Below are 19,825 nucleotides of genomic sequence, written 5' to 3' on the forward strand. Positions count from 1 at the left end.
AATCGCTATAAATAGGGACCGGCCATGGGAGGATGCGCCGATACTGAACTCGCAGGACATGAAGGATCTCGCGCATGTGGCCCATGCGCTCGCGCAGCCGGATCAAAGGCCGATCCTGGCGCGCCGTGAGCTGTCGGAACGGCTGATTTCGCTGTTCCGCGCCGACTTTCTCGGCCAGACCCAGTGGAACCCGGAGAAAGGGGTCTTCGAAAAGCCGCTCTGCTACAATCGCGACCAGCGCATGTCGTGGGAGTTCGAAGCCTATTACCAGCATTGCGATCCGATCTCGAAGCATATCCGCACGCGCCGCGAAGCGACGTCCACCTACGAGGTCATCTCGCGCCGGCGGCTGGAACGCAGCGAATATTATTGCGATTTCCTCCAGCCCCACGGCGTCTCGCACGGGCTCGACCAGTACCTGTTCGAGGACGGCCGGATCATCGGCGACTTCCGGGTGTGGCGAAAGTCGGCATCCTTTGAATTCGGGCGCAGGGAAAAACATCTCCTGAGTGCGCTGCACCCGATGCTCAAAAATGCATACAGCACAATGCCCTATGGCGATGATCTGGAGCAGGCTGTGAGCGGACATGGACTGCTCGCGGTCGCCATGTCCGCCGATCTTCAGCGGTACATCTGCTCGCCGGCACTCATCGACTGGATCGCACATCAGAACGACCTCAGCGAAAGCGCGTTCAAGAATGCCGTACTGGCTACCGTCCGCGGCAAGAAGAACACGGCCTCCTTCCCGCGTTTCGAGTTGCGAATCGGCTGGCGCAACGTCCCTGTTCACTCGGACTGCGCCATCCTTTGCACCGTCATCCCGAGGTCCGGAAACGAGGGCTTGCGGCAGCCGGGTCTGACGATGCGAGAAGAACAGGTTACCGCCCTAGTTGCCGAGGGCCTAACCGACCGTGAGATATCAAACGAACTCGGCATCGCTTTCTGGACTGTCAGGACCCATGTCGGAAACAGCCTGCGCAAGCTTGGCGCGCGTAACCGCACGGAACTTGCCAGGCACGCCGGGCGGCCGCGCCAGCGCAAGTCCGCGCGCGATTGAAGCACTTGACCGCACGTCACAGCATGCTACCTCGTTGGCCGGTCTGACGGATCGGGAACAGCGCGATGCGCGGTGACAAAACGCGACACGGGGGATAGCGGCAATGAATGTGCTTTTGATTGGTTCCGGTGGCCGCGAACACGCCCTTGCCTGGAAGATCGCGGCCTCGCCGGTTCTTCAAAAACTCTACTGCGCCCCCGGAAATCCGGGGATCGCGCAGGAGGCGGAGTGCGTGGATCTCGATGTTTCCGATCACCACGCCGTGGTCGTGTTCTGCGCGGAGAACGAAGTCAGCCTCGTGGTTGTCGGCCCTGAAGCGCCGCTCGTCGCGGGCATCGCCGATTCCCTCCACGAAGCCGGGATTCCCGTATTCGGCCCGACGGCGGCAGCAGCACAGCTCGAAGGATCGAAGGGATTCACCAAGGATCTTTGCGACCGCTACAACATTCCGACCGGCGCCTATATGCGCTTCAACAACGCGCCGAAGGCCAAGGCCTATACGCGGGAAACGGGTGCGCCGATCGTCATCAAGGCCGACGGGCTGGCCGCCGGCAAGGGGGTGACCGTCGCAAGGACCGTCGAAGAGGCACTGGCTGCGATCGATGACTGTTTCGAGGGCGCATTCGGCGAAGCGGGCGCGGAAGTCGTTGTCGAGGAATTTCTCGAAGGCGAGGAAGCCAGCTTTTTCTGCATCTGCGACGGCACCAACGCCCTGCCCCTGACCACGGCGCAGGATCACAAGCCCGTCGGCGACGGCGATACCGGGCCGAACACCGGCGGCATGGGTGCCTACTCACCCGCTCCCGTGATGACGGATGAACTTGTCGAGCAGACAATGGAGCGGATCATCAAGCCGACGCTGCGCGGCATGGCCGATCGCGGCACGCCTTTTACCGGCGTACTCTACGCCGGCCTGATGATCACGGAATCCGGCCCGCAGCTCATCGAATACAATGTCCGTTTCGGCGATCCCGAGTGTCAGGTTCTGATGATGCGTCTGAAGGACGACATCCTGATGCTGATGAAAGCGGCGGCCGATGAATTGCTGTGGACCATGAGTGCGCGCTGGATCGACGAGGCCGCCCTGTGTGTCGTGATGGCGACAAAGGGGTATCCCGGCCCCTACGAAAAGGGCTCGAAGATCCGCAATCTCGAAGCGGCCTCCGCCCTGCATGATGTCGAGATCTTCCATGCCGGGACGGCGCTCGACGGCGATGAGATCGTCGCCAATGGCGGCCGGGTCCTCGGCGTCACGGCGCTCGGCGCCAATGTCAAGGCAGCCCACGACCAGGCCTATATGGCGGTCGACCTGATCGACTGGCCTGAAGGGTTCTGCCGGCGCGATATCGGCTGGCGGGCCATCGCCCGCGAAAAATAGGCGGATTTCGGCGCTTTCGCGTTTGCGGAACGTTAACCATGCCTGAAAACCGGTTGAAAAGGCTTGTCTGCTAACTTCAGGGGGAAAACCCTGGAGAATGACATGACGCGGCTTATCGCATTCACATCGTTTCTGGCACTGGCCGTTGGTCCGGCGCTGGCCGGCGACTCGGTCATCAACGTAACTTCCGATGCGCTCGGCGCGGGCAGTGTCATCGAGGTCGACTGCTCGACCTGTCCGCCTTTGAAGCCGAAGAAAACGGGTCCCGACGTCCATGGCGTCGAGGTGATCGAAGCGGAAATCGGCGGCAAAAAGAAAACCGTCCAGACCGACAACATGATGGGCGGCAGTGCCGTGCGCACCGTAAAGGCATCGCATTCCAGCCCGCAATTTGCCGGTGAAACCGTTACCCATACGAAGGCCGGCACAACCGTGGCCTCGGAACATCACGGCACGATCCACATTCAGCCCGGCGCCGAGCCGATTGTTGCCGACAGCGGCACCACTTTCGAAGGCGGCGGCGAGTTCAATGTCGAGGAAGTCGGCGAAAACAACATCCGCCGGGACGGTGTCGACGGTGCCTCGCAGACGTCTTCTGTGAACATGAACGACGCGCAGCACGACAATGCCGGCCAACAGGCGCCCGAGGGCGGCCAACAGCCGCACAATAACGGTCCGGAAATCATCGAGTTGCGCCCGACCCAATAGCCGGGCGTTCAGGTCTGCACACTTGTCAAAGGGGTGAACATCGTTTCACCCCTTTTTGCATGGGCGCTCATGTCGGGCGCCCTTTGGTTTGCGCTATCCGTTGATCCTTGAAAAATCCGCGACCGTTTCCGTAGCCGCGCGGATGCGGCGCAGCAGCGCCAGACGGTTGGCGCGCACCGCATCGTCCTCGGCATTGACCAGCACGTCGTCGAAGAACGTGTCCACCGGTTGCCGTAAACTTCCGAGCGCACGCATCGCGCCGGCAAAATCCTCGTTCCCGACGGCCGCTGCCGCACTGACTTCGGCCTTGTCGATCGCATCGGACAATGACTTCTCGGCGGGCTCGGTCAGCAGCGCCGCATCCACATCGTGTGCGATATGGGTCTTCTTCTTTTCTTCCGCGACAAGAATGTTGGCAGCCCGCTTGGTCCCCGCCAGCAGGTTCTTCCCGTCATCGGATTCCAGCAGTTCAGCAAGGGCCTCGACCCGTTTGCAGACTATCAGGAGATCGTCCTCATCCGGAGATATCACTGCATCGATCAGATCGTGTCGCGCGCCCTTGTCCCGCAGATAGACTTTCAAGCGGTCGTGAAAGAACGCCAGGAGATCCTCAGAAACGCCGAAACCGGACAGCGGCAGGCGAATTTCGTTTTCCAGCACCAGCCGGATCACGCCCAGCGCCGCGCGCCGCAGCGCATAGGGATCCTTCGATCCGGTCGGTTTCTCGTCGATCGACCAGAAACCGTTCAAGGTGTCGAGCTTGTCGGCCAGCGCCACGGTGACGGAAACCGGACTTGAGGGCACGTCGTCGGACGGTCCCTGCGGCTTGTAGTGTTCCTCGATCGCGGCGGCCACTTCGGCAGGCTCGCCTTGCAGCAGGGCATATTTGCGGCCCATCGTGCCCTGCAGTTCCGGGAACTCGCCGACCGCTTCGGTCGTCAGATCCGCCTTTGCCAGCAATACCGCCCGGTCCGCCGTTTGCACGTCGCAACCGACAACCGGCGCAAGCTGCCTTGCCAGGTTGCGGATACGGCCAATGCGTTGCCCCTGCGTTCCCAGCTTCGCATGGAACGTCACATTAAGGGCATCGAGCTTCGCCATGCGCTGGTCGAGCGGCTTTGCAAGATCAAGACCAAGGCTCGCGGCGGATGCCGATAGCGTGTCGAGGTCGGGCAGATCGGCCTGGTCGGTCTTCCAGAAGTGCAGCGCGTCGGCAAGACGGGCGCGCACCACCTTGCCGTTGCCATGGGCGATCTCCTTGCCGCCGTCGCTGGCCTCGATATTCGCCGTGATGATGAATCGGTTGGTGAGTTCGCCGGGCCGGCCCTGCGGGCGAAGCACGAAACATTTCTGGTTTTCCTTGATGGTCAGCCGGACAACCTCGGGCGGAATGGACAGGAAGTCCTCCTCGAATTCGCCCATCAGGATCACCGGCCACTCGACAAGACCGGACACCTCATCGGCCAGCGCGTCGTCCTCAACCAGTTCGAATCCTTGTGCAAAGGCAAGGTTTCGCGCATCGGACAGGATGATCTCGCGGCGGCGGTCTGCATCCAAAACGACCCGGGCCTTTTCAAGCTGTTCGGCATAGTCGTCGAAGCGGCGCACCGTAATCGGTCCGGGCGCGTGAAAGCGGTGTCCGTAGGTGACATTGCCCGACTTCAGAGCACCGATCTCGAATTCCACGACAACAGGCTCCTCGGTTTCCGGACCGAAGGTGCAGACGATCGACTGCAACGGACGCACCCAGCGCAGGGATCCGGGCCGTGCGGAAGCCTCGCCCCAACGCATGGATTTCGGCCAGGGAAAATCGCGGATGATGCCGGGCATGATGTCGGCGACAATGTCCTCGGCGGGACGGCCCGGCTTTTCGATCACGGCAACATAGAAATCGCCTTTTTTCGGATCGGATTTGACCGTTGCGTGCTCGATGGATTCGAGCCCTGCGCCGCGCAGGAAACCGGCGATCGCCTTTTCCGGCGCGTCCGTACGCGGCCCCTTCCTTTCCTCGCGGATATCGGCCGAGCGCGCGGTCACGCCGCGCACGTCGAGCGTCAGCCGCCGCGGCGTCCAGTATTCCCGGGCCGCTTCATAGGTCAGTCCGGCGTCGACCAGCCCGTCCGTGACCAGTTTCTTCAGGTCGCCGGCGGCCTTGCGCTGCATGCGGGCCGGGATTTCCTCGGAGCGGAGTTCGAGCAACAGGTCAGGCATCTTCAACTCATTTCCAAATAATCACGATCGGGACCGGATCAGGCCGCGTCGGCGGAAAAACCGCCGGCCTCGGTCCTCAGAAAGGCTTCGCCGCACATTTTCGAGAGGTTTCGCACGCGCAGGATGTAGCTTTGGCGTTCCGTCACCGAGATGACCCCGCGCGCATCGAGCAGATTGAAAACATGCGATGCCTTGATGCACTGATCGTAGGCCGGCAGCACGCATTTGTGTGCCTGCGCAGGATCGAGTCCAGCGGCCCCCTGCTCCAGCAGCGCCCGGCATTCCGCCTCGGCGTCATCGAAATGGCGCAGCAGGGTTTGTGTGTTGGCGAACTCGAAATTGTAGCGCGAATATTCCTGCTCAGCCTGCAGGAAGACCTCGCCATAGGTCACCCTGTCATTGTCCGCGCCGCCATTGAAGTTGAGATCGTAGACATTGTCGACACCCTGGACATACATCGCCAGACGCTCAAGCCCGTAGGTGAGCTCGCCGGAAACCGGTGAACATTCGATGCCGCAAACCTGCTGGAAATAGGTGAATTGCGAAACCTCCATGCCGTCGCACCAGCACTCCCAGCCGAGACCCCAGGCGCCCAGCGTCGGGCTTTCCCAGTCATCCTCGACAAAGCGCAGATCATGCAGCAGCGGGTCGATACCGATCGCCTCCAGCGATCCGAGATACAGCTCCTGCAGATTGGGCGGAGACGGCTTCAAGAGCACCTGATACTGGTAATAGTGCTGAAGACGGTTGGGGTTCTCGCCATAGCGGCCGTCGGTCGGCCGGCGCGAGGGCTGCACATAGGCGGCGTTCCACGGGCGCGGGCCGAGTGAGCGAAGCGTGGTCGCCGGGTGGAAGGTGCCTGCGCCCACTTCCATGTCATAGGGTTGCAGGATAACGCAGCCATATTCGGCCCAATAATTATGCAGGGCCAGGATAAGCCCCTGGAACGAACGGCTCGGATGCAGTGAGGACGCCTCTGCGCGCGCTGACGAAGTCATGGATCGGTTCCGGACACAAATGGAATTCGGCGCGACAGGTGCCACGCGCGCCCTGCGCGGTCAAGGGTTTACGTCCGGCAATGATGGATCGCGTTGGACGCTAATTCCCGTCCTCGTCCTTCTCGAGGCGGTATTCGCCTGTTTTCGGATCCTCGACCAGTGTCCCCTGCGCTCCGGTCTTGGCTTCCTTCTCGTGCCGCCGCACCGACTTGCTGACCCGCTCGGCTTCTTTCAGGAAACGCTTGTATCCCATCCAGCCGACGATAAGCACGGCGATCAAAAGCAGGATCTGAACCATCTTTGCCTCCCCCTTTGGAACACCACAGCCTAAAGGCCGTAGCGCCCCCAGAGCGCCCTTTCCTGGACCGCTTCCATAAGGCCGGCGGCAGCGGTGCCGGCAATCCGCGTGGACATGTCGCCCAATCCTGCGCCGGCCATCCTGCGGCCGAAAAGGCCGCGCGGCATGGTGATGAGCCGCAATTGCGTCTTTTCTCCGTAGCGCTCCTTCAGAACACTCCGCAGATCGCCAAGCGAATCGACAAGGCCGAGTTCCTTGCCTTTCAGGCCCGACCAGAACAGGCCGGAGAAGAGGTCGTCATCGTCGGCAAGCTTCGTTCCGCGGCGCTCCTTGACCAGATTGATGAAGACGTCGTGGACCTCGAGCTGCAGTCTCTTGAGGTGATCGACATCGGCCTTCTTTTCCGGCTGAAACGGATCGAGTGTCACCTTGTTCTTTCCGGCCGTATAGACGCGCCGGTCAACGCCGATCTTCTTGATCATCTCGTCAAAACCGAAACTCGCCGATACGACTCCGATGGAACCGACGATCGAAGAGGGATCGGCGATGATCTCGTCGCCGGCAATTGCAATCATGTAGCCGCCGGAAGCTGCCAGGTCCTCGACAAAGACATAGACCTTCTTTTCCTTCTCCTCCGCGAGATCGCGGATACGTCGGAAAATCAGGCGCGACTGCACGGGTGAGCCGCCGGGTGAATTGACGATGATGGCAACGGCGGGCGCCCGCTTGTCGGCAAAGGCCTTCTCAAGCAGCGGCGCCGCCGTCGCCATGTTCAAAGCGGGCCGGAATTGCGACCCGCCGGCCATGATCGCGCCCTGAAGCCGGACCACTGGTATCGTGATATCGCTGCGCCTGAAACGCCGCGGGAGTAGAGACCTGAAGGACGCCATTAAATCTGCCCTGTTGCTTGACTGTCTGCCGCCTGATGTAAGTCATTTCCGGCAAAACACAATGGCCGGTCAAAGGCGGAGCCGGTCAAGCGAGTTGGAATTGCGGCTGATGGTGGCGCGGCCATTGTTCAGGTCGTCGACCTTGGAAGAAAACGCCTGTTTGCCCGCCTCGTGAACGAAAAGCGGCGGGCGAAACGTCAATCGCGCCCGGCTACCCTTGATGCCTGTCAACAATATGCGAATGGCATCCTCGTCGGGGCGCGGATGAACCGGGATCGCCTGCAACCCGCCGAAACGGTTGCGGCAGGCATGCAGGATTTCAAGCAGCGATTGCGGCCGCGCAATCAGCGACAACTGGCCTGACGGTCTGCAAACGGCGCTCGCCGTCCTGATCCATCGTTCGAAAAGCTGGTCCGTCATCGCATGCGCTTGCGCCTTCAGCGCATCCGGTGTCGCCCGGTCGTTCACATCGTTAAAAGGCGGATTCATGATGACGTGGTCGAACGAGACGTCTTCCAACCCTGCGGCAAGGCGTTCACGCCCGGTCAGGGTCACATCGGCGGAAAGCACGGTCACGCGACCCGCAAAGCCGGCATTTTGCGGCAACAGGACGGATTTCCGCGCCAGCTGCACCATTTGCGGCGAGCGCTCGATCAGGACCACGTCCATAGCGTCGTTTCTGCTTGCGACAGCCATGCCGGCCGCACCGGAGCCTGCACCGAAATCAGCCAGCTTGCCGGTCGTATCGCCGGGAACCAGCGACGCCAGCAGCATGGCGTCGACACCGGCGCGGTGGCCCCTGCCCTTCGGCTGAACGAGGAAAAAGCGGCCCCGGTGAAATGCGTCGACCGTGGTTTCCGGCGCCTCTGGCGCTGCCTTTGCGGCCATATCCGGCCGTTCCGTCATAAGCCCGGCTGTCGGAGCTCGTCGCCAAGACCTGCGCCTTCAACAAGCCTGCGCGCTTCCTCGACGCGCTCGGCGTCGACGAGCAGCCGTCTTGAAAGCGCGTTGATCGATCCGTCCAGCACACTCATATTCTCATCTGCGATGAAATACTGGATGCCGGCCTCCTTGAGGAGCGATCCGACAAAGGAGAGCGTGACGACATTGTTGGTTCGGATCAATTCCTCCATGTTTTCAAGGCCTTTCGGATTGTTTGACGATTGCGTGGCGACCGGCCCGGGAACCATTGCCGCCGGGGTATCCGCCCTTATATGCAGAACTGCGGCCCATTTGTCATCAGCGATGGCCGTCGGCACGCAAATGTGAGCGAAAGTCGGCTTGAAACAAGGTGGTGCGGCGATTCTTCACTTGTACCCGAACCGGCCAGTTTCTATTGTCTGTCGAAGCATTTGAGGAGTCTGCATTTTGGGTGTTGTCGTTCCGCTCGAGGACAAAAGCAAGAATACCGCGTCGGTGAAGCCGCTGGTCGAACTGACCAAATCCGATATGGGGATGGTCAACCAGCTGATCCTTGCCAAGGCGGGATCGGACGTCGAAATGATCCCGGAAGTGGCGAACCACCTGATCTCGTCGGGCGGCAAACGGCTGCGGCCCATGCTGACCCTGGCCGCGGCGAACATGTTCGGCTACCGGGGCGACGGCCACGTCAAACTCGCCACCAGCGTCGAGTTCATGCATACGGCGACACTGCTGCACGACGATGTCGTCGATGAAAGCGACCTGCGCCGGGGCAAATCCACCGCCCGCATGATCTGGGGAAACCAGGCCAGCGTGCTGGTCGGCGATTTCCTGCTCGGCCAGGCGTTCAAGATGATGGTCGAGGTCGGCTCGATCGACGCGCTGGACGTGCTTTCCAATGCCGCGTCCATCATTGCCGAGGGCGAGGTCCTTCAGCTTTCGGTCGCAAAGAACATGGAGACGACGGAAGACGACTATCTCGCCGTCATTCGCGCCAAGACCGCCGCGCTTTTTTCGGCTGCGGCGGAGGTCGGTCCGATTATCGCCGGCGCGACCAAGGCGGACCGCGATGCCCTGCGCTCCTATGGCACCAATCTGGGCCTTGCCTTCCAGCTTGTCGACGATGTGCTCGACTATGGCGGCTCGGCGCAGGATCTCGGCAAGAATGTCGGCGACGACTTCCGCGAGGGCAAGATCACGCTGCCGGTCGTGCTTTCCTACCGCCGCGGCAATGACGAGGCACGGACCTTCTGGCGGTCGGCCATCGAAAACGGCAACAATGACGATGCGGCGCTGGACAAGGCGCTTTCGCTGATCGCGCAATCGAACGCGTTGACGGACACGATCGCGCGCGCCGAGCACTATGGCGCGATTGCGCGCGACGCGCTTGCGCCGATGGCGGATACGCCGGCCAAGTCGGCGCTGCTCGAAGTCATTGATTTCTGCATCAGCCGCGTTAACTGACCGAAAACGGTCACTTATCCCGCGTGCTTGCCGCGCAGGCCGAAAAAGGCCATGCTTTGGCCCAAAGACAAGGAATCGCTTTTGCTGACAATTGGAGCGGGAACAGGATCAGATGCGGCTTAAATCACTTTCCATGACCGCCAGCGCAGCAGTCATCAGCCTGATGATTGCTCTGCCAGCGGCGGCCGAGGGCGAACGCAACGCGGACGACTTCAGAACCGGAACCGTGGACAGCTTCGCCGGCGCAATTCTGGCGGGACGCACGGCCGAGGCCGATCGCGACACGAAAACCGCCATCGACCTCTACCGCAAGGCGCTCGATTTCGAAGAGGACAATTCCGACATCAAGCAGCGGCTGATGGTCCTTTACTTCAACAATGGCGATTTCGATGAGGGTGTGGCCCTCGCCGAGGGCCTCAAGGGCGATCCGGTGATCGAGAGCACCGCCCGCCTGGCACTTGGCATCAACGCGATCCGGCAGCGCGAATTCAAGAATGCGCAAACGCTGCTGGACTATTCCGGCGTCAGCGATCTGGAGCGCCTGTTGCACGGCCTGCTGCAGTCCTGGGCCTATTTCGGCGACGGCCAGGGCGAAAAGGCGCAGGAAATCATCGATGCGCTGGAAGGTCCGGAATGGTACGGCATATTCAAGGGTTTTCACAGTGCGGCCCTGCAGGAGGCGCTCGGCAACAATGAGGATGCACGACGCCTCTATACCGAGGTGATCACCGATCAGAACAGCGCCGGCATGGCGCCGGACACCTATATCCGCGCCGCCATGGCGCTGGCCGGCATGGAGGCGCGCGCGGGCGGCAAACAGAAGGCGCTCGACGCGATTGCGACCGGAAGCGCGTTTGCTCCCGGCTACGCGCCGCTGAAGACGATGGGCGAGCGCATCGAAGCCGACAACCTTCCGCGCGCCGAAATACGCACTGCGTCCGAAGGCGCGTCGGCGGTCCTCTATACGATCGGCAGCGCCCTTAATCGCAGCGGAGCCGAGGATTTCGTTTCCCTGTACCTGAATTTTGCAAAGGTGCTCGATCCGAAGAATGCGGCAACGCTGATCATGCTCGGCAGCCTTGCGGAAAACCACGGTCAACCGGAAAGAGCGATCGCGATCTACCAGAGCATTCCGGAGGATTCGCTCCTGCACCGGGAATCAGAGCTGCAACTCGGCCTGAATCTCGCCGATCTCGGGCGCCTGGACGAAGCGAAGCAGCACCTGGTGAAGCTCATCGAGGACGACCCGTCCGACATGCGCTCCTATATCGCCTATGGCAGCGTGCTTTCGAGTGCCAAGGACTACCGGGCCATGGCGGACAATTACGACCGCGCCGTGCAGGCAATCGGCGTCCTGCCGGACCGTTCGCACTGGAACATCTTTTATCAGCGCGGCATCGCCTATGAACGGCTGAAGGAATGGGAAAAGGCCGAACCGAACTTCGAGCGGGCGCTGGAACTCTATCCGAACCAGCCGCAGGTGATGAATTATCTCGGCTATTCCTGGATCGACATGAACATCCATCTTGAAAAGGGTATGGATCTGATCCGGGAGGCGGTGCGGCTGCGCCCGAATGACGGCTATATCGTCGATTCGCTCGGCTGGGCCTATTACCGCCTCGGCGACTACGAGAACGCCGTGCAGGAACTGGAACGCGCCGTGGAAATTCGCCCGGGCGATCCGACCATCAACGACCATCTCGGTGATGCCTACTGGCGTGCCGGCCGGCGCCTCGAGGCCCGCTATCAGTGGGAGCGGTCGCTGACCATGGAACCCGAACTCACCGAGATCCCCAAAATCCGGTCAAAGCTGGAAAAGGGACTGCCGGACCTGGCTCCCAAGGCGCCATCCGCCGCCAATACCGACGGTGAAAAGAACGATGTCGACGGCTCGATGAAATCCGATGATGAGCCCAAAAAGAGCCAGCTGGACAACGCGCCGCTGAAAACGACGACGGAATACAAGGTCAAGCCCGGACAGACGCTTTGGACAATTGCCGACGAAGTGCTCGGCGACGGCAATCGATATCGTGAAATCCTTCTGCTCAATCCTTCGCTGAAGGAAGGTGCCGACGTCATCCATCCGGGACAAATCATCCGGCTGCCGTGAATTAAAGCAAATCCGGGTTGGATTGGACCTGTAGCGCCATGGACGAGACGGTCGAAACCGCGCGGGCGAAGATCAATCTTGCGCTCCATGTCACCGGTCGGCGCGCTGATGGCTATCATCTGATTGAAAGCCTTGTCGCCTTCACCGAGCTCGGCGACGTTCTGACATTCCGGACGAGCAACCATGACAGCCTGTCGATCAGCGGTGTCTTTGCCGGCGAACTCGCAGCAAATGAAGATAATCTGGTCTTCAAGGCCCGAAGCAGCCTGCGCCGGGCGGCCGAGAAACGCGGCCTTCCAGCGCCCCGCACAGCGATAGGTCTTGAGAAGAACCTGCCGGTCGCATCGGGGATCGGCGGCGGGTCGGCCGATGCGGCGGCCTGCCTGCGCGGGCTCATGCGCCTGTGGGATCTGTCGCCCGACGATATCGATCTTCCGGCCATTGCTGCGGGCCTCGGCGCCGATGTTCCGATGTGCCTCGTCTCCCGGCCCCTGATTGCGCGCGGTGCGGGCGAGAACATCACAGCCATCGACACACTGCCGGTTTTACCGGTTGTGTTGGTCAATCCGCTGGAAGCGGTTGCGACTGCGGATGTGTTCGCGGAACTGACCAATAAAAACAACGATGTGCTGGACCTTCCTGACATTTCAGGCGACTTGAATGGCATCGTTGCAGCGCTCGCGGCCACACGCAACGATCTGCAACTGCCGGCCGCGCATATCGCGCCGGTTGTCGATGAAGTGCTTGCGGCGCTTGGAGCCTGCCATCCGCTGCTTGCGCGCATGTCGGGTTCCGGCGCGACCTGCTTTGGCATATTCCATGATCCGGTCGAGGCACGGCTTGCGGGCGAATTGCTGCGCGACAGATATCCGCACTGGTGGGTGCGTTCCACAATGACGGGCGGCACGCCCGGAGCAACAGGAGACGGCTGATGTCGAGAATTGACGAATCGCGTCCGTTCATCCCGGTCAAGATCGCGGTGCTGACGGTATCGGACAGCCGCAGCCTGGAGGACGACAAATCGGGCGCCACACTGGCGGGCCGCATCGAGGACGCCGGCCACACGCTGGCGACGCGCGATATCGTTACCGACGATGTGGAAAAGATCGCCGCCCGCGTCAGCGGCTGGGCGCAAGATCCTGACATCGATGTCGTCATCACCACCGGCGGCACCGGATTTACCGGCCGCGATGTCACGCCGGAAGCCGTCACGCCGCTGTTCGAGAAACAAATGGACGGTTTCTCTGAGGTCTTCCACCGCATTTCCTACGACAAGATCGGCACATCAACCATCCAGTCGCGGGCAACGGGCGGCGTCATCAACGCGACCTATGTGTTCGTCCTGCCGGGCTCGCCGGGCGCCTGCAAGGACGCCTGGGACGGGATCCTCAAGCAGCAGCTCGACTACCGGCACATGCCGTGCAATTTCATCGAGATCATGCCGCGGCTGGACGAGCATCTGAAACGCGGCAAATGATCGCCGCTATCCGAACCTGCGAGGTTCGGGTACTTTTTCCCTAGTCTGCGGAAACCGCCGCGACCGATTTGCGCAGCGACGCCTCGAATTCGGCCCGTTCGTAGATGTCATTGTGGCCAGCGCCGTCGATGACGATATCCGCGCGGAGATCGGCCGACGCCTCGCGAACCGGCTTCGAACGCGCATCCGGGACGACAATGTCGTGTTCGGCGGTTATGATTGCGACGGGCAGTTTCAGGTCGCGCAGTGTCGCGGCGTTTTCCATGCGATGGCGCAGGAACAGGCGCACCGGCAGCCATGGATAATGGGTTGCAGCGAGTTCCTTCAGCGAATCGAAGGGCGTGACAAGGACGAGCCCCTTGAGGGGCCGGTTCGCGGCCAGATCGACGGCGACCGAGGCGCCGATGCTGAGGCCGACCGCAACCACCCCCGCCTGCCCGCTCAGGTGATCATAAGCAAGGGCGGCGTCCTCAAACAGCGCGCGCGCCGAGGGCCGGCCGCTGCTTGGCCCATATCCGCGATAGTGCATCGCCGCGATTTCGTATTCCGGAAACATCTGATGCAGCATGGCGGCAAGAGCGTTGGCGCTCCAGGCGTTGCCGCCAAAGCCGAGCAATATCGGCCGCTCTCCGGCTTCACCGGCTATCGGCGACATGCGCACCAGGACAACCGTTTCTCCGTCGGGTGTTTTCAATTCGACATTGCTGCTGTTCGGCGGCGCGCCGCCGCCCTGTCCGACAAGGCCGGCCGGGAAAATCAACTGCGTCTGCAGGAAATAGGCCGCGACGACGATCGCCGCATAAAGGCCGGCCAGCACCATCGCGATCTTGAGCGTCCATATCAATTTTCAGATTTCCTCGAAATTGCCCGACCGGCCCTTGCCCGAAGAGAAGCGCGATGCCCCTTTCCGCGCCTCCTCTCGCACGGGTTTCTCGCCCTCCATGCCCTCAAGGCGCAGCGCATCACCGACATCCATGCCCCACTGACGATAGGCGGTCATCCGGTCGGTCCTGAGGCAGGTCTGCGGGAAGCGCGCAAGATCGTTCGCCAGCGCAATCGCTTCCTCCAGCGCTTTTCCATCGGCGACGAGCCGATTGGCAAGGCCGAAGGAAAGCGCTTCTTCGGCCGCCACGGGGCGTCCCGTCAGGATCATGTCCATGGCGCGGCTGTGGCCGATCAGCCGCGGCAGGCGCACATTGCCGCCATCGATGAGCGGCACGCCCCAGCGTCTGCAGAACACGCCGAAGACGGCGCTTTGCGCCGCCACACGCATATCGCACCAGAGCGCCAGTTCCAGGCCGCCGGCCACCGCGTGCCCTTCCACCGCGGCAATGACGGGCTTGGACAACAGCCGCCGCGTCGGGCCCATCGGCCCCTCGCCCACCGGATCATATTCCAGCTCGCCGCCGGAGACGGTGTGAAGATCAAAGCCGGCGCAGAACGTGCCACCGACGCCGTAAAGCACGGCGGACGACTGGCCGTCGTCCGCCTCGAACGCTTCGAAGGCGGCGCGCAGGAGTCCGGCGGTTTCCGGATCGACCGCGTTGCGCCGTTCGGGCCGGTCGATGGTCACGATCGTGACCGGCCCCCTTTGTTCGACCCGGACCTTGTTTCGTGACGCCTCGTCCATCGCACACTCCATGATTTCGGCTTCCACCGGCGAGATGCTGGCACCGGCACCGAAGGCGGTCAACGTCGGGGCTTGAAACTTCTGTTCACAGGCATCATTTTTGTTCTTGATATGTTCTCATTCCTTTGTTAGGAATAAATTCACAAACCACATGCAGACGGAAGGCTGTTTCCATGAGCGAACTGGAGCATTTCAGGCAGAACGCGCTCGATCCCGCAAACCGGGCCGATGTCGCCGACGCACTTGCCGCCCGATCCGGCATGCGTATCGATATCGACCGCCGCCGCGGACGCGCCGCCGGCATCAATCCGAGCGGCCGCTATGAACAGCAAAGCCGTCATGTCTTTGACGATGGCTGGGAGACACTGGAAGACCTTCCGGCCTTCAAGACGGAGGTGCAGGTGGAGCGGCCGCGCACCGTCATTACGCGCAACGAATCGCCGGACATCTCGTTCGACCGCTCGATCAATCCCTATCGGGGCTGCGAGCATGGCTGCATCTACTGTTTCGCGCGGCCAACCCACGCCTTCATGGGGCTGTCTCCGGGCCTGGATTTCGAGTCGCGCCTGTTCGCCAAGCCGGACGCGCCGAAACTTCTGGAACGGGAACTTGCCAAACCCGGCTACAAGCCGCGTTACATCGCCATCGGCACGAACACCGATCCCTATCAGCCGATCGAGAAGAAATGGCGGATCGTGCGCCAGATCCTGGAGGTGCTGAACGCCTGCAACCATCCGGTCGGCATCGTGACGAAATCGGCGACCGTGCTGCGCGATATCGATATCCTGGCGCAGATGGCGGAGAAGGATCTGGTCAAGGTCGCTGTTTCCGTAACCACGCTGGACCGCCAGCTCGCGCGGACCATGGAGCCCCGCGCCTCGACGCCGGTTCGCAGGCTCGAGGCGATCAAGGGCCTTTCCGAAGCCGGCATTCCCGTGGCCGTCATGGCCTCGCCGATCATTCCGGGACTGAACGATCACGAGATGGAGCGCATTCTCGATTCGGCAAAGGCCGCCGGCGCCTCTACGGCAAGCTATATTCTGCTGCGCCTGCCGCTCGAGGTCAGCCCGCTCTTCCGCGACTGGCTGCTGCGCCACTACCCGGACCGCTACCGCCACGTCATGTCGCTGGTGCGCTCCATGCGCGGCGGCAAGGATTATGACGCCGAGTTCACCAAGCGCATGAAGGGCAGCGGTCCCTATGCCTGGCAACTGGCGCGGCGTTTCGAGATCACCACAAAGAAGCTTGGGCTGGACAGGAAATGGCGCGCCTTGCGTACCGATCTGTTTACGCCGCCGCACGGCACCGGCGTGCAGCTCAATCTCTTGTAGGTCCCTGTTCCGTCATGACCGTTCCACCCCGACTGCGTTCATGACGGCGGCTCCCTCCCCCAAGCCGCATCCGGGTTCCCGCCACCGTGCCTTACACGGGAACCCGGTCTTTGGGGAGCAGACGGTCCGGTCTCTGCCGTCCGGACCATGCTCCTTCCCGGAGGGACTTGCAGGGGATCGGGTGGGCGTGCGAGTTTGCCGCACATGTCTCGCACCCCACCTGATTCCCGTTCGCGCAAAGCCCGCGTCAGCACCGAGAATTCACAGCAGACGACACTTTTCGCACTGCCGGAAAACGGCCCCGATTTTTCCCTCGAGCGTGAAGCCGGCTCGCCGGCGCGGCTGATTGCGGGCACCGACGAGGCCGGTCGCGGGCCGCTGGCAGGACCGGTCGTCGCGGCTGCGGTCATCCTTTGCCCGGACAGTATTCCCGAAGGGCTCGATGACTCGAAGAAGCTGTCCGAGGCGAGACGCGAGTCGCTGTTCGATCGGATCCTCTCATCCGCCATCGTGGCCGTCGCATCGTCCGGCCCTGCCCGTATCGACCGGACCGACATCCGCAAGGCCAGCCTCGACGCCATGCGCAGGGCCATCGCAGCCCTGCCTGAGAGGCCAGACCACGCGCTGATCGACGGACGGGATGTACCGCCCGGCCTCATCTGCCCGGCGGGCGCGATAATCAAGGGGGATGCGCGATCCTTGTCGATCGCGGCGGCCTCGATCGTCGCCAAGGTCACCCGCGACCGGATGATGGCACGGGCGGCAGGCGACTTTCCGGCTTTCGGTTTCGAGCGCCATGCGGGCTACGGCACCGCTGCACACCGCAAGGCGATCACCGACAATGGCCCCTGCCCGCTACACCGCATGAGCTTCAGGCCCATGCGGCGCAATCCCTAAGCGTCTCGATCAAGCCGCCTGGGCGGCCGGAGCGCGCGCTTCGCGGTGGGCGATATAGATCGATGCGGAGACGATCAGCAGCGAGCCGAACCACAGGTTCCCGGTCGGAACGAATCCGAAGACGATCCAGCCGGCCAGCACGTTGAGCGGCAGCTTCAGGTGGTCGAAGGGCTGCACATAGGCCGCATCCGCGCTGGCATAGGCGCGCACGATGAAGAACTGGGCTGCCATGGTCATCACACCAGCCCCAACGATCAGTGCCGCCGCGGCCATGCCGGGAATGGCGAAACCGCCAGCCGTCGTTGCAAGACCCGCATTGATGGGTGCCAGCAGGAGCAGCATGTAGAGCGTGATCGTTCGCGAGGATTCGGTTTCCGTCAGCTTCTTGGTCATCAAGGATGTCGCGGCCCAGAACACCGCCGCCGCGACCGGCAGCAATGTCGCGCCGGTGAAGGCATCGGACCAGGGCGCGAGGATGATCATGCCGCCGGCAAAGCCGATGAGCGTCGCCAACCAGCGCGCTGGGCCGACGCGCTCCCCAAGCAGGAAGCCGGCGCCAAGCGTGACGAAGAAGGGCGACGTCATGATCAGCGCGATCGCCTGCCAGATGGGCACGGATGCAAGGCCGGCGACCCAGAACTGGACACCGATCGCGGCAAGGGCCACGCGCACAATATGGGCGCCGGCATTTTCCGTCCTCAAGACGCCGAAACCGGTGCGGACGATCCATGGCAGGCCGCACAGCATGGCGATCAGATATTGCCAGAAAGCCGCCGATGCGGGCAGCATGCCGAAACGCATGGTCACGGCCTGAAGGCCGACATTGACCAGCGCAAAGGCCGCCCCGCCGAGCACCATATAGGCAGCGCCGGCCAGCGCAGGATTGCGCAGATGAGAAATCGAATTTGAGTGGGAATTCATCTGATTCATCACATGTTCCTTCAAAGAACCTATAAGAATCAGGGCATACAGGCATGACCATCGGCATTCCGCAGGCGGAATACGTCCGTGTCCTGACCCGCTCTCTTCCATCCGGACTGTAACCGTCGGCTTCGGAGTTGCACCGAATCTGCTGACCCCGGACCGTGCGGACCGGGCGCTCGCGGGCTTCGAAACCTTGCAGCTTGCGCCAAAAGCTTCGTCACCGCCGGTGGGGAATTTCACCCCGCCCTGAGAACGAATGCGCCGGCAGCCAAACCGCAGACGGCGCGGACAAAGCGATACAGCAAAGCCGGGAAAAAGAAAAGGCCGGGAAAACCCGGCCTTGTCCAGTGCAAGATCGAATGACGGATTGCGTCAGTTGAGGCGATCCTTCAACTCCGCCACGGACGCCTTGAACAGTTCCGCCGTCTTCTTCTCATCGGCCTTCTCGGCAATGAGGTTCTGAGCAGCGGCGACCGCGATATCGACGGCCGACTGGCGCACCTCGTTAACCGCCTCGGCTTCGGCGAGCGCAATCTTCTGCTCGGCCATGGCGGTGCGGCGGGTGACATATTCCTCCGTCTTGGCACGGGCCTCGGCGACAAGGCCGGCGGCCTCGTGCTCGGCGGCGGCGATCACTTCGCTGGCTTCCTTCTCGGCATCCTTGCGCTTGCGCTGATACTCGGCAAGGAGCTGTTGCGCCTCTTCGCGCAGACGCCGCGCCTCGTCCAGCTCGTTGCGGATCTTGTCGGCCCGGTCATCGAGCGACCTGGCCAGCATGCCGGGAACCTTCAGATAGGCGATCAGCCCGAGGAACAGGATGAGCGAAATCAGGGCCCAGAATGAGGCGTCCATTATTCCCTCCCCTCGGCGGCAACCTTGACGGCCGCGTTCAGCTTCGCCTTGGTGACCGTGCCCCCGATCAGCTGGCTGACGATGGCGGCCGTCGTGTCGGCGGCAATCGCATCGACCTCGGCCAGCGCCTTTTTCTTGACGTTGGCGATTTCGGCTTCCGCCTTTTCGAGTTTGCCGGTCACATCGGCCTCGACCTTCGCCCGCTCCTCGTCAGCATCGGCCTTGGCCGCATCGCGCGCGGCCTGGGCGATATCGTGCGCCTTGGACTTGGCGTCGGCCAGTTCCTGCTCATAGGCGGCAAAAGCCTGATCCGCCTCTTCCTTCAGCCGTTCGGCCTCGTTGAGGTCCTGGGCGATCCGGTCGCGGCGTGTCTCGAGGATGCTGCCGATGCGCGGCAACACGACCCGGGACATGAACAGGTAGAACAGGCCGAATGTAATCGCCAGCCAAAGGAGCTGCGAAGCAAATGTGGAGCTGTCAAACGGCGGGAAGTTTCCCTCCGCCGCATGTTCAGCAGCTTGTTCAGTGGCTGCATGGGCCGCTGTTACGAGCATGATTGCCTCCAAAGAGTTCCGCAACGCCTTGGGCGCTCATCGGCACCCGGGCACTGCGGTCCATAAACGGGAGCGATACGCCTGCCGGCGACCCGCTCCGGGCCACACCCGAAGGCATGGCCTGA

Annotated in this window: 20 protein-coding genes and 1 riboswitch; of the genes, 9 read left to right on the forward strand and 11 right to left on the reverse strand. The window is 62.2% G+C overall.

The window, feature by feature from the left end; translation table 11 throughout:
- Positions 1–58 precede the first annotated feature (58 nt).
- The 3 genes from OOZ53_RS05840 to OOZ53_RS05850 all read left to right on the forward strand — a co-directional run bounded on the left by OOZ53_RS05840 (position 59) and on the right by OOZ53_RS05850 (position 3,143).
- A complete protein-coding gene (locus OOZ53_RS05840; RefSeq protein WP_271088413.1) occupies positions 59–1,057 on the forward strand; it encodes a helix-turn-helix domain-containing protein in 999 nt (332 codons plus the stop codon).
- A gap of 103 nt (positions 1,058–1,160) precedes the next feature.
- Entirely contained in the window at positions 1,161–2,435 is a 1,275-nt protein-coding gene (gene purD / locus OOZ53_RS05845; RefSeq protein WP_271088414.1) for a phosphoribosylamine--glycine ligase, read from the forward strand.
- 102 nt (positions 2,436–2,537) lie between these two features.
- Positions 2,538–3,143, forward strand: a complete 606-nt coding sequence (locus tag OOZ53_RS05850) for a plant virulence effector HPE1-like domain-containing protein (RefSeq protein ID WP_271088416.1) — start codon at positions 2,538–2,540, stop codon at positions 3,141–3,143.
- A 93-nt stretch (positions 3,144–3,236) separates the two neighbouring features.
- Here OOZ53_RS05850 and glyS read toward each other — a convergent pair whose 3' ends face one another.
- From glyS to OOZ53_RS05880, 6 genes are all read right to left on the reverse strand, one after another.
- Positions 3,237–5,354 carry a glycine--tRNA ligase subunit beta gene (gene glyS / locus OOZ53_RS05855; protein WP_271088418.1) on the reverse strand — a complete coding sequence of 706 codons (2,118 nt, stop codon included), beginning with the start codon at positions 5,352–5,354 and terminating at the stop codon, positions 3,237–3,239.
- A gap of 38 nt (positions 5,355–5,392) precedes the next feature.
- The gene (locus OOZ53_RS05860; protein WP_271088740.1) at positions 5,393–6,319 is read right to left on the reverse strand and encodes a glycine--tRNA ligase subunit alpha; all 927 of its coding nucleotides are present in this window, start codon (positions 6,317–6,319) and stop codon (positions 5,393–5,395) included.
- Positions 6,320–6,452: 133 nt separating this feature from the next.
- Entirely contained in the window at positions 6,453–6,650 is a 198-nt protein-coding gene (locus tag OOZ53_RS05865; RefSeq protein ID WP_271088419.1) for a hypothetical protein, read from the reverse strand.
- Between the two features lie 29 nt (positions 6,651–6,679).
- The gene (locus OOZ53_RS05870) at positions 6,680–7,540 is read right to left on the reverse strand and encodes a S49 family peptidase (RefSeq protein ID WP_271088420.1); all 861 of its coding nucleotides are present in this window, start codon (positions 7,538–7,540) and stop codon (positions 6,680–6,682) included.
- A gap of 69 nt (positions 7,541–7,609) precedes the next feature.
- Positions 7,610–8,428, reverse strand: a complete 819-nt coding sequence (locus OOZ53_RS05875; protein WP_271088421.1) for a tRNA1(Val) (adenine(37)-N6)-methyltransferase — start codon at positions 8,426–8,428, stop codon at positions 7,610–7,612.
- Positions 8,429–8,442: 14 nt separating this feature from the next.
- Positions 8,443–8,673: a putative signal transducing protein gene (locus tag OOZ53_RS05880; RefSeq protein ID WP_271088742.1), complete on the reverse strand. Its 231-nt coding sequence runs from the start codon at positions 8,671–8,673 to the stop codon at positions 8,443–8,445.
- Between the two features lie 235 nt (positions 8,674–8,908).
- Here OOZ53_RS05880 and OOZ53_RS05885 point away from each other — a divergent pair, with 235 nt between their 5' ends.
- The 4 genes from OOZ53_RS05885 (at position 8,909) to moaB (ending at position 13,512) form a co-directional block, all read left to right on the forward strand.
- On the forward strand, positions 8,909–9,925 hold the full coding sequence (locus OOZ53_RS05885; RefSeq protein WP_271088423.1) for a polyprenyl synthetase family protein: 1,017 nt from the start codon (positions 8,909–8,911) through the stop codon (positions 9,923–9,925).
- A 112-nt stretch (positions 9,926–10,037) separates the two neighbouring features.
- A complete protein-coding gene (locus OOZ53_RS05890) occupies positions 10,038–12,035 on the forward strand; it encodes a tetratricopeptide repeat protein (protein ID WP_271088425.1) in 1,998 nt (665 codons plus the stop codon).
- A gap of 38 nt (positions 12,036–12,073) precedes the next feature.
- Positions 12,074–12,967, forward strand: a complete 894-nt coding sequence (locus tag OOZ53_RS05895) for a 4-(cytidine 5'-diphospho)-2-C-methyl-D-erythritol kinase (RefSeq protein ID WP_271088427.1) — start codon at positions 12,074–12,076, stop codon at positions 12,965–12,967.
- A complete protein-coding gene (gene moaB, locus OOZ53_RS05900; protein WP_271088429.1) occupies positions 12,967–13,512 on the forward strand; it encodes a molybdenum cofactor biosynthesis protein B in 546 nt (181 codons plus the stop codon). The genes OOZ53_RS05895 and moaB overlap by 1 nt, the downstream gene beginning before the upstream one ends.
- A 40-nt stretch (positions 13,513–13,552) precedes the next feature.
- Here the strand turns inward: moaB and OOZ53_RS05905 are convergent, their stop codons facing one another.
- Both OOZ53_RS05905 and OOZ53_RS05910 read right to left on the reverse strand, forming a co-directional pair.
- Entirely contained in the window at positions 13,553–14,356 is an 804-nt protein-coding gene (locus OOZ53_RS05905; RefSeq protein ID WP_271088430.1) for an alpha/beta hydrolase, read from the reverse strand.
- Positions 14,357–14,359: 3 nt separating this feature from the next.
- On the reverse strand, positions 14,360–15,142 hold the full coding sequence (locus OOZ53_RS05910) for a crotonase/enoyl-CoA hydratase family protein (protein WP_271088743.1): 783 nt from the start codon (positions 15,140–15,142) through the stop codon (positions 14,360–14,362).
- A gap of 173 nt (positions 15,143–15,315) precedes the next feature.
- Between OOZ53_RS05910 and OOZ53_RS05915 the strand changes: the two genes are divergently transcribed.
- Positions 15,316–16,473, forward strand: a complete 1,158-nt coding sequence (locus tag OOZ53_RS05915; RefSeq protein WP_271088431.1) for a PA0069 family radical SAM protein — start codon at positions 15,316–15,318, stop codon at positions 16,471–16,473.
- Positions 16,474–16,677: 204 nt separating this feature from the next.
- Positions 16,678–17,370 (forward strand): ribonuclease HII, encoded by a 693-nt coding sequence (locus tag OOZ53_RS05920; RefSeq protein ID WP_271088432.1) that lies wholly within the window; start codon positions 16,678–16,680, stop codon positions 17,368–17,370.
- A gap of 9 nt (positions 17,371–17,379) precedes the next feature.
- Here the strand turns inward: OOZ53_RS05920 and OOZ53_RS05925 are convergent, their stop codons facing one another.
- The 3 genes from OOZ53_RS05925 to OOZ53_RS05935 all read right to left on the reverse strand — a co-directional run bounded on the left by OOZ53_RS05925 (position 17,380) and on the right by OOZ53_RS05935 (position 19,700).
- Positions 17,380–18,291: a DMT family transporter gene (locus OOZ53_RS05925; RefSeq protein WP_271088744.1), complete on the reverse strand. Its 912-nt coding sequence runs from the start codon at positions 18,289–18,291 to the stop codon at positions 17,380–17,382.
- A 95-nt stretch (positions 18,292–18,386) separates the two neighbouring features.
- Positions 18,387–18,552: riboswitch (FMN riboswitch) on the reverse strand.
- 114 nt (positions 18,553–18,666) lie between these two features.
- Positions 18,667–19,146 (reverse strand): F0F1 ATP synthase subunit B, encoded by a 480-nt coding sequence (locus tag OOZ53_RS05930; RefSeq protein ID WP_271088433.1) that lies wholly within the window; start codon positions 19,144–19,146, stop codon positions 18,667–18,669.
- The gene (locus OOZ53_RS05935; protein WP_271088434.1) at positions 19,146–19,700 is read right to left on the reverse strand and encodes a F0F1 ATP synthase subunit B; all 555 of its coding nucleotides are present in this window, start codon (positions 19,698–19,700) and stop codon (positions 19,146–19,148) included. The genes OOZ53_RS05930 and OOZ53_RS05935 overlap by 1 nt, the downstream gene beginning before the upstream one ends.
- Between the last annotated feature and the right edge of the window lie 125 nt (positions 19,701–19,825).

Source organism: Allohoeflea poritis (genome assembly GCF_027889715.1).
GTDB classification, from domain to species: Bacteria; Pseudomonadota; Alphaproteobacteria; order Rhizobiales; family Rhizobiaceae; genus Hoeflea_A; species Hoeflea_A poritis.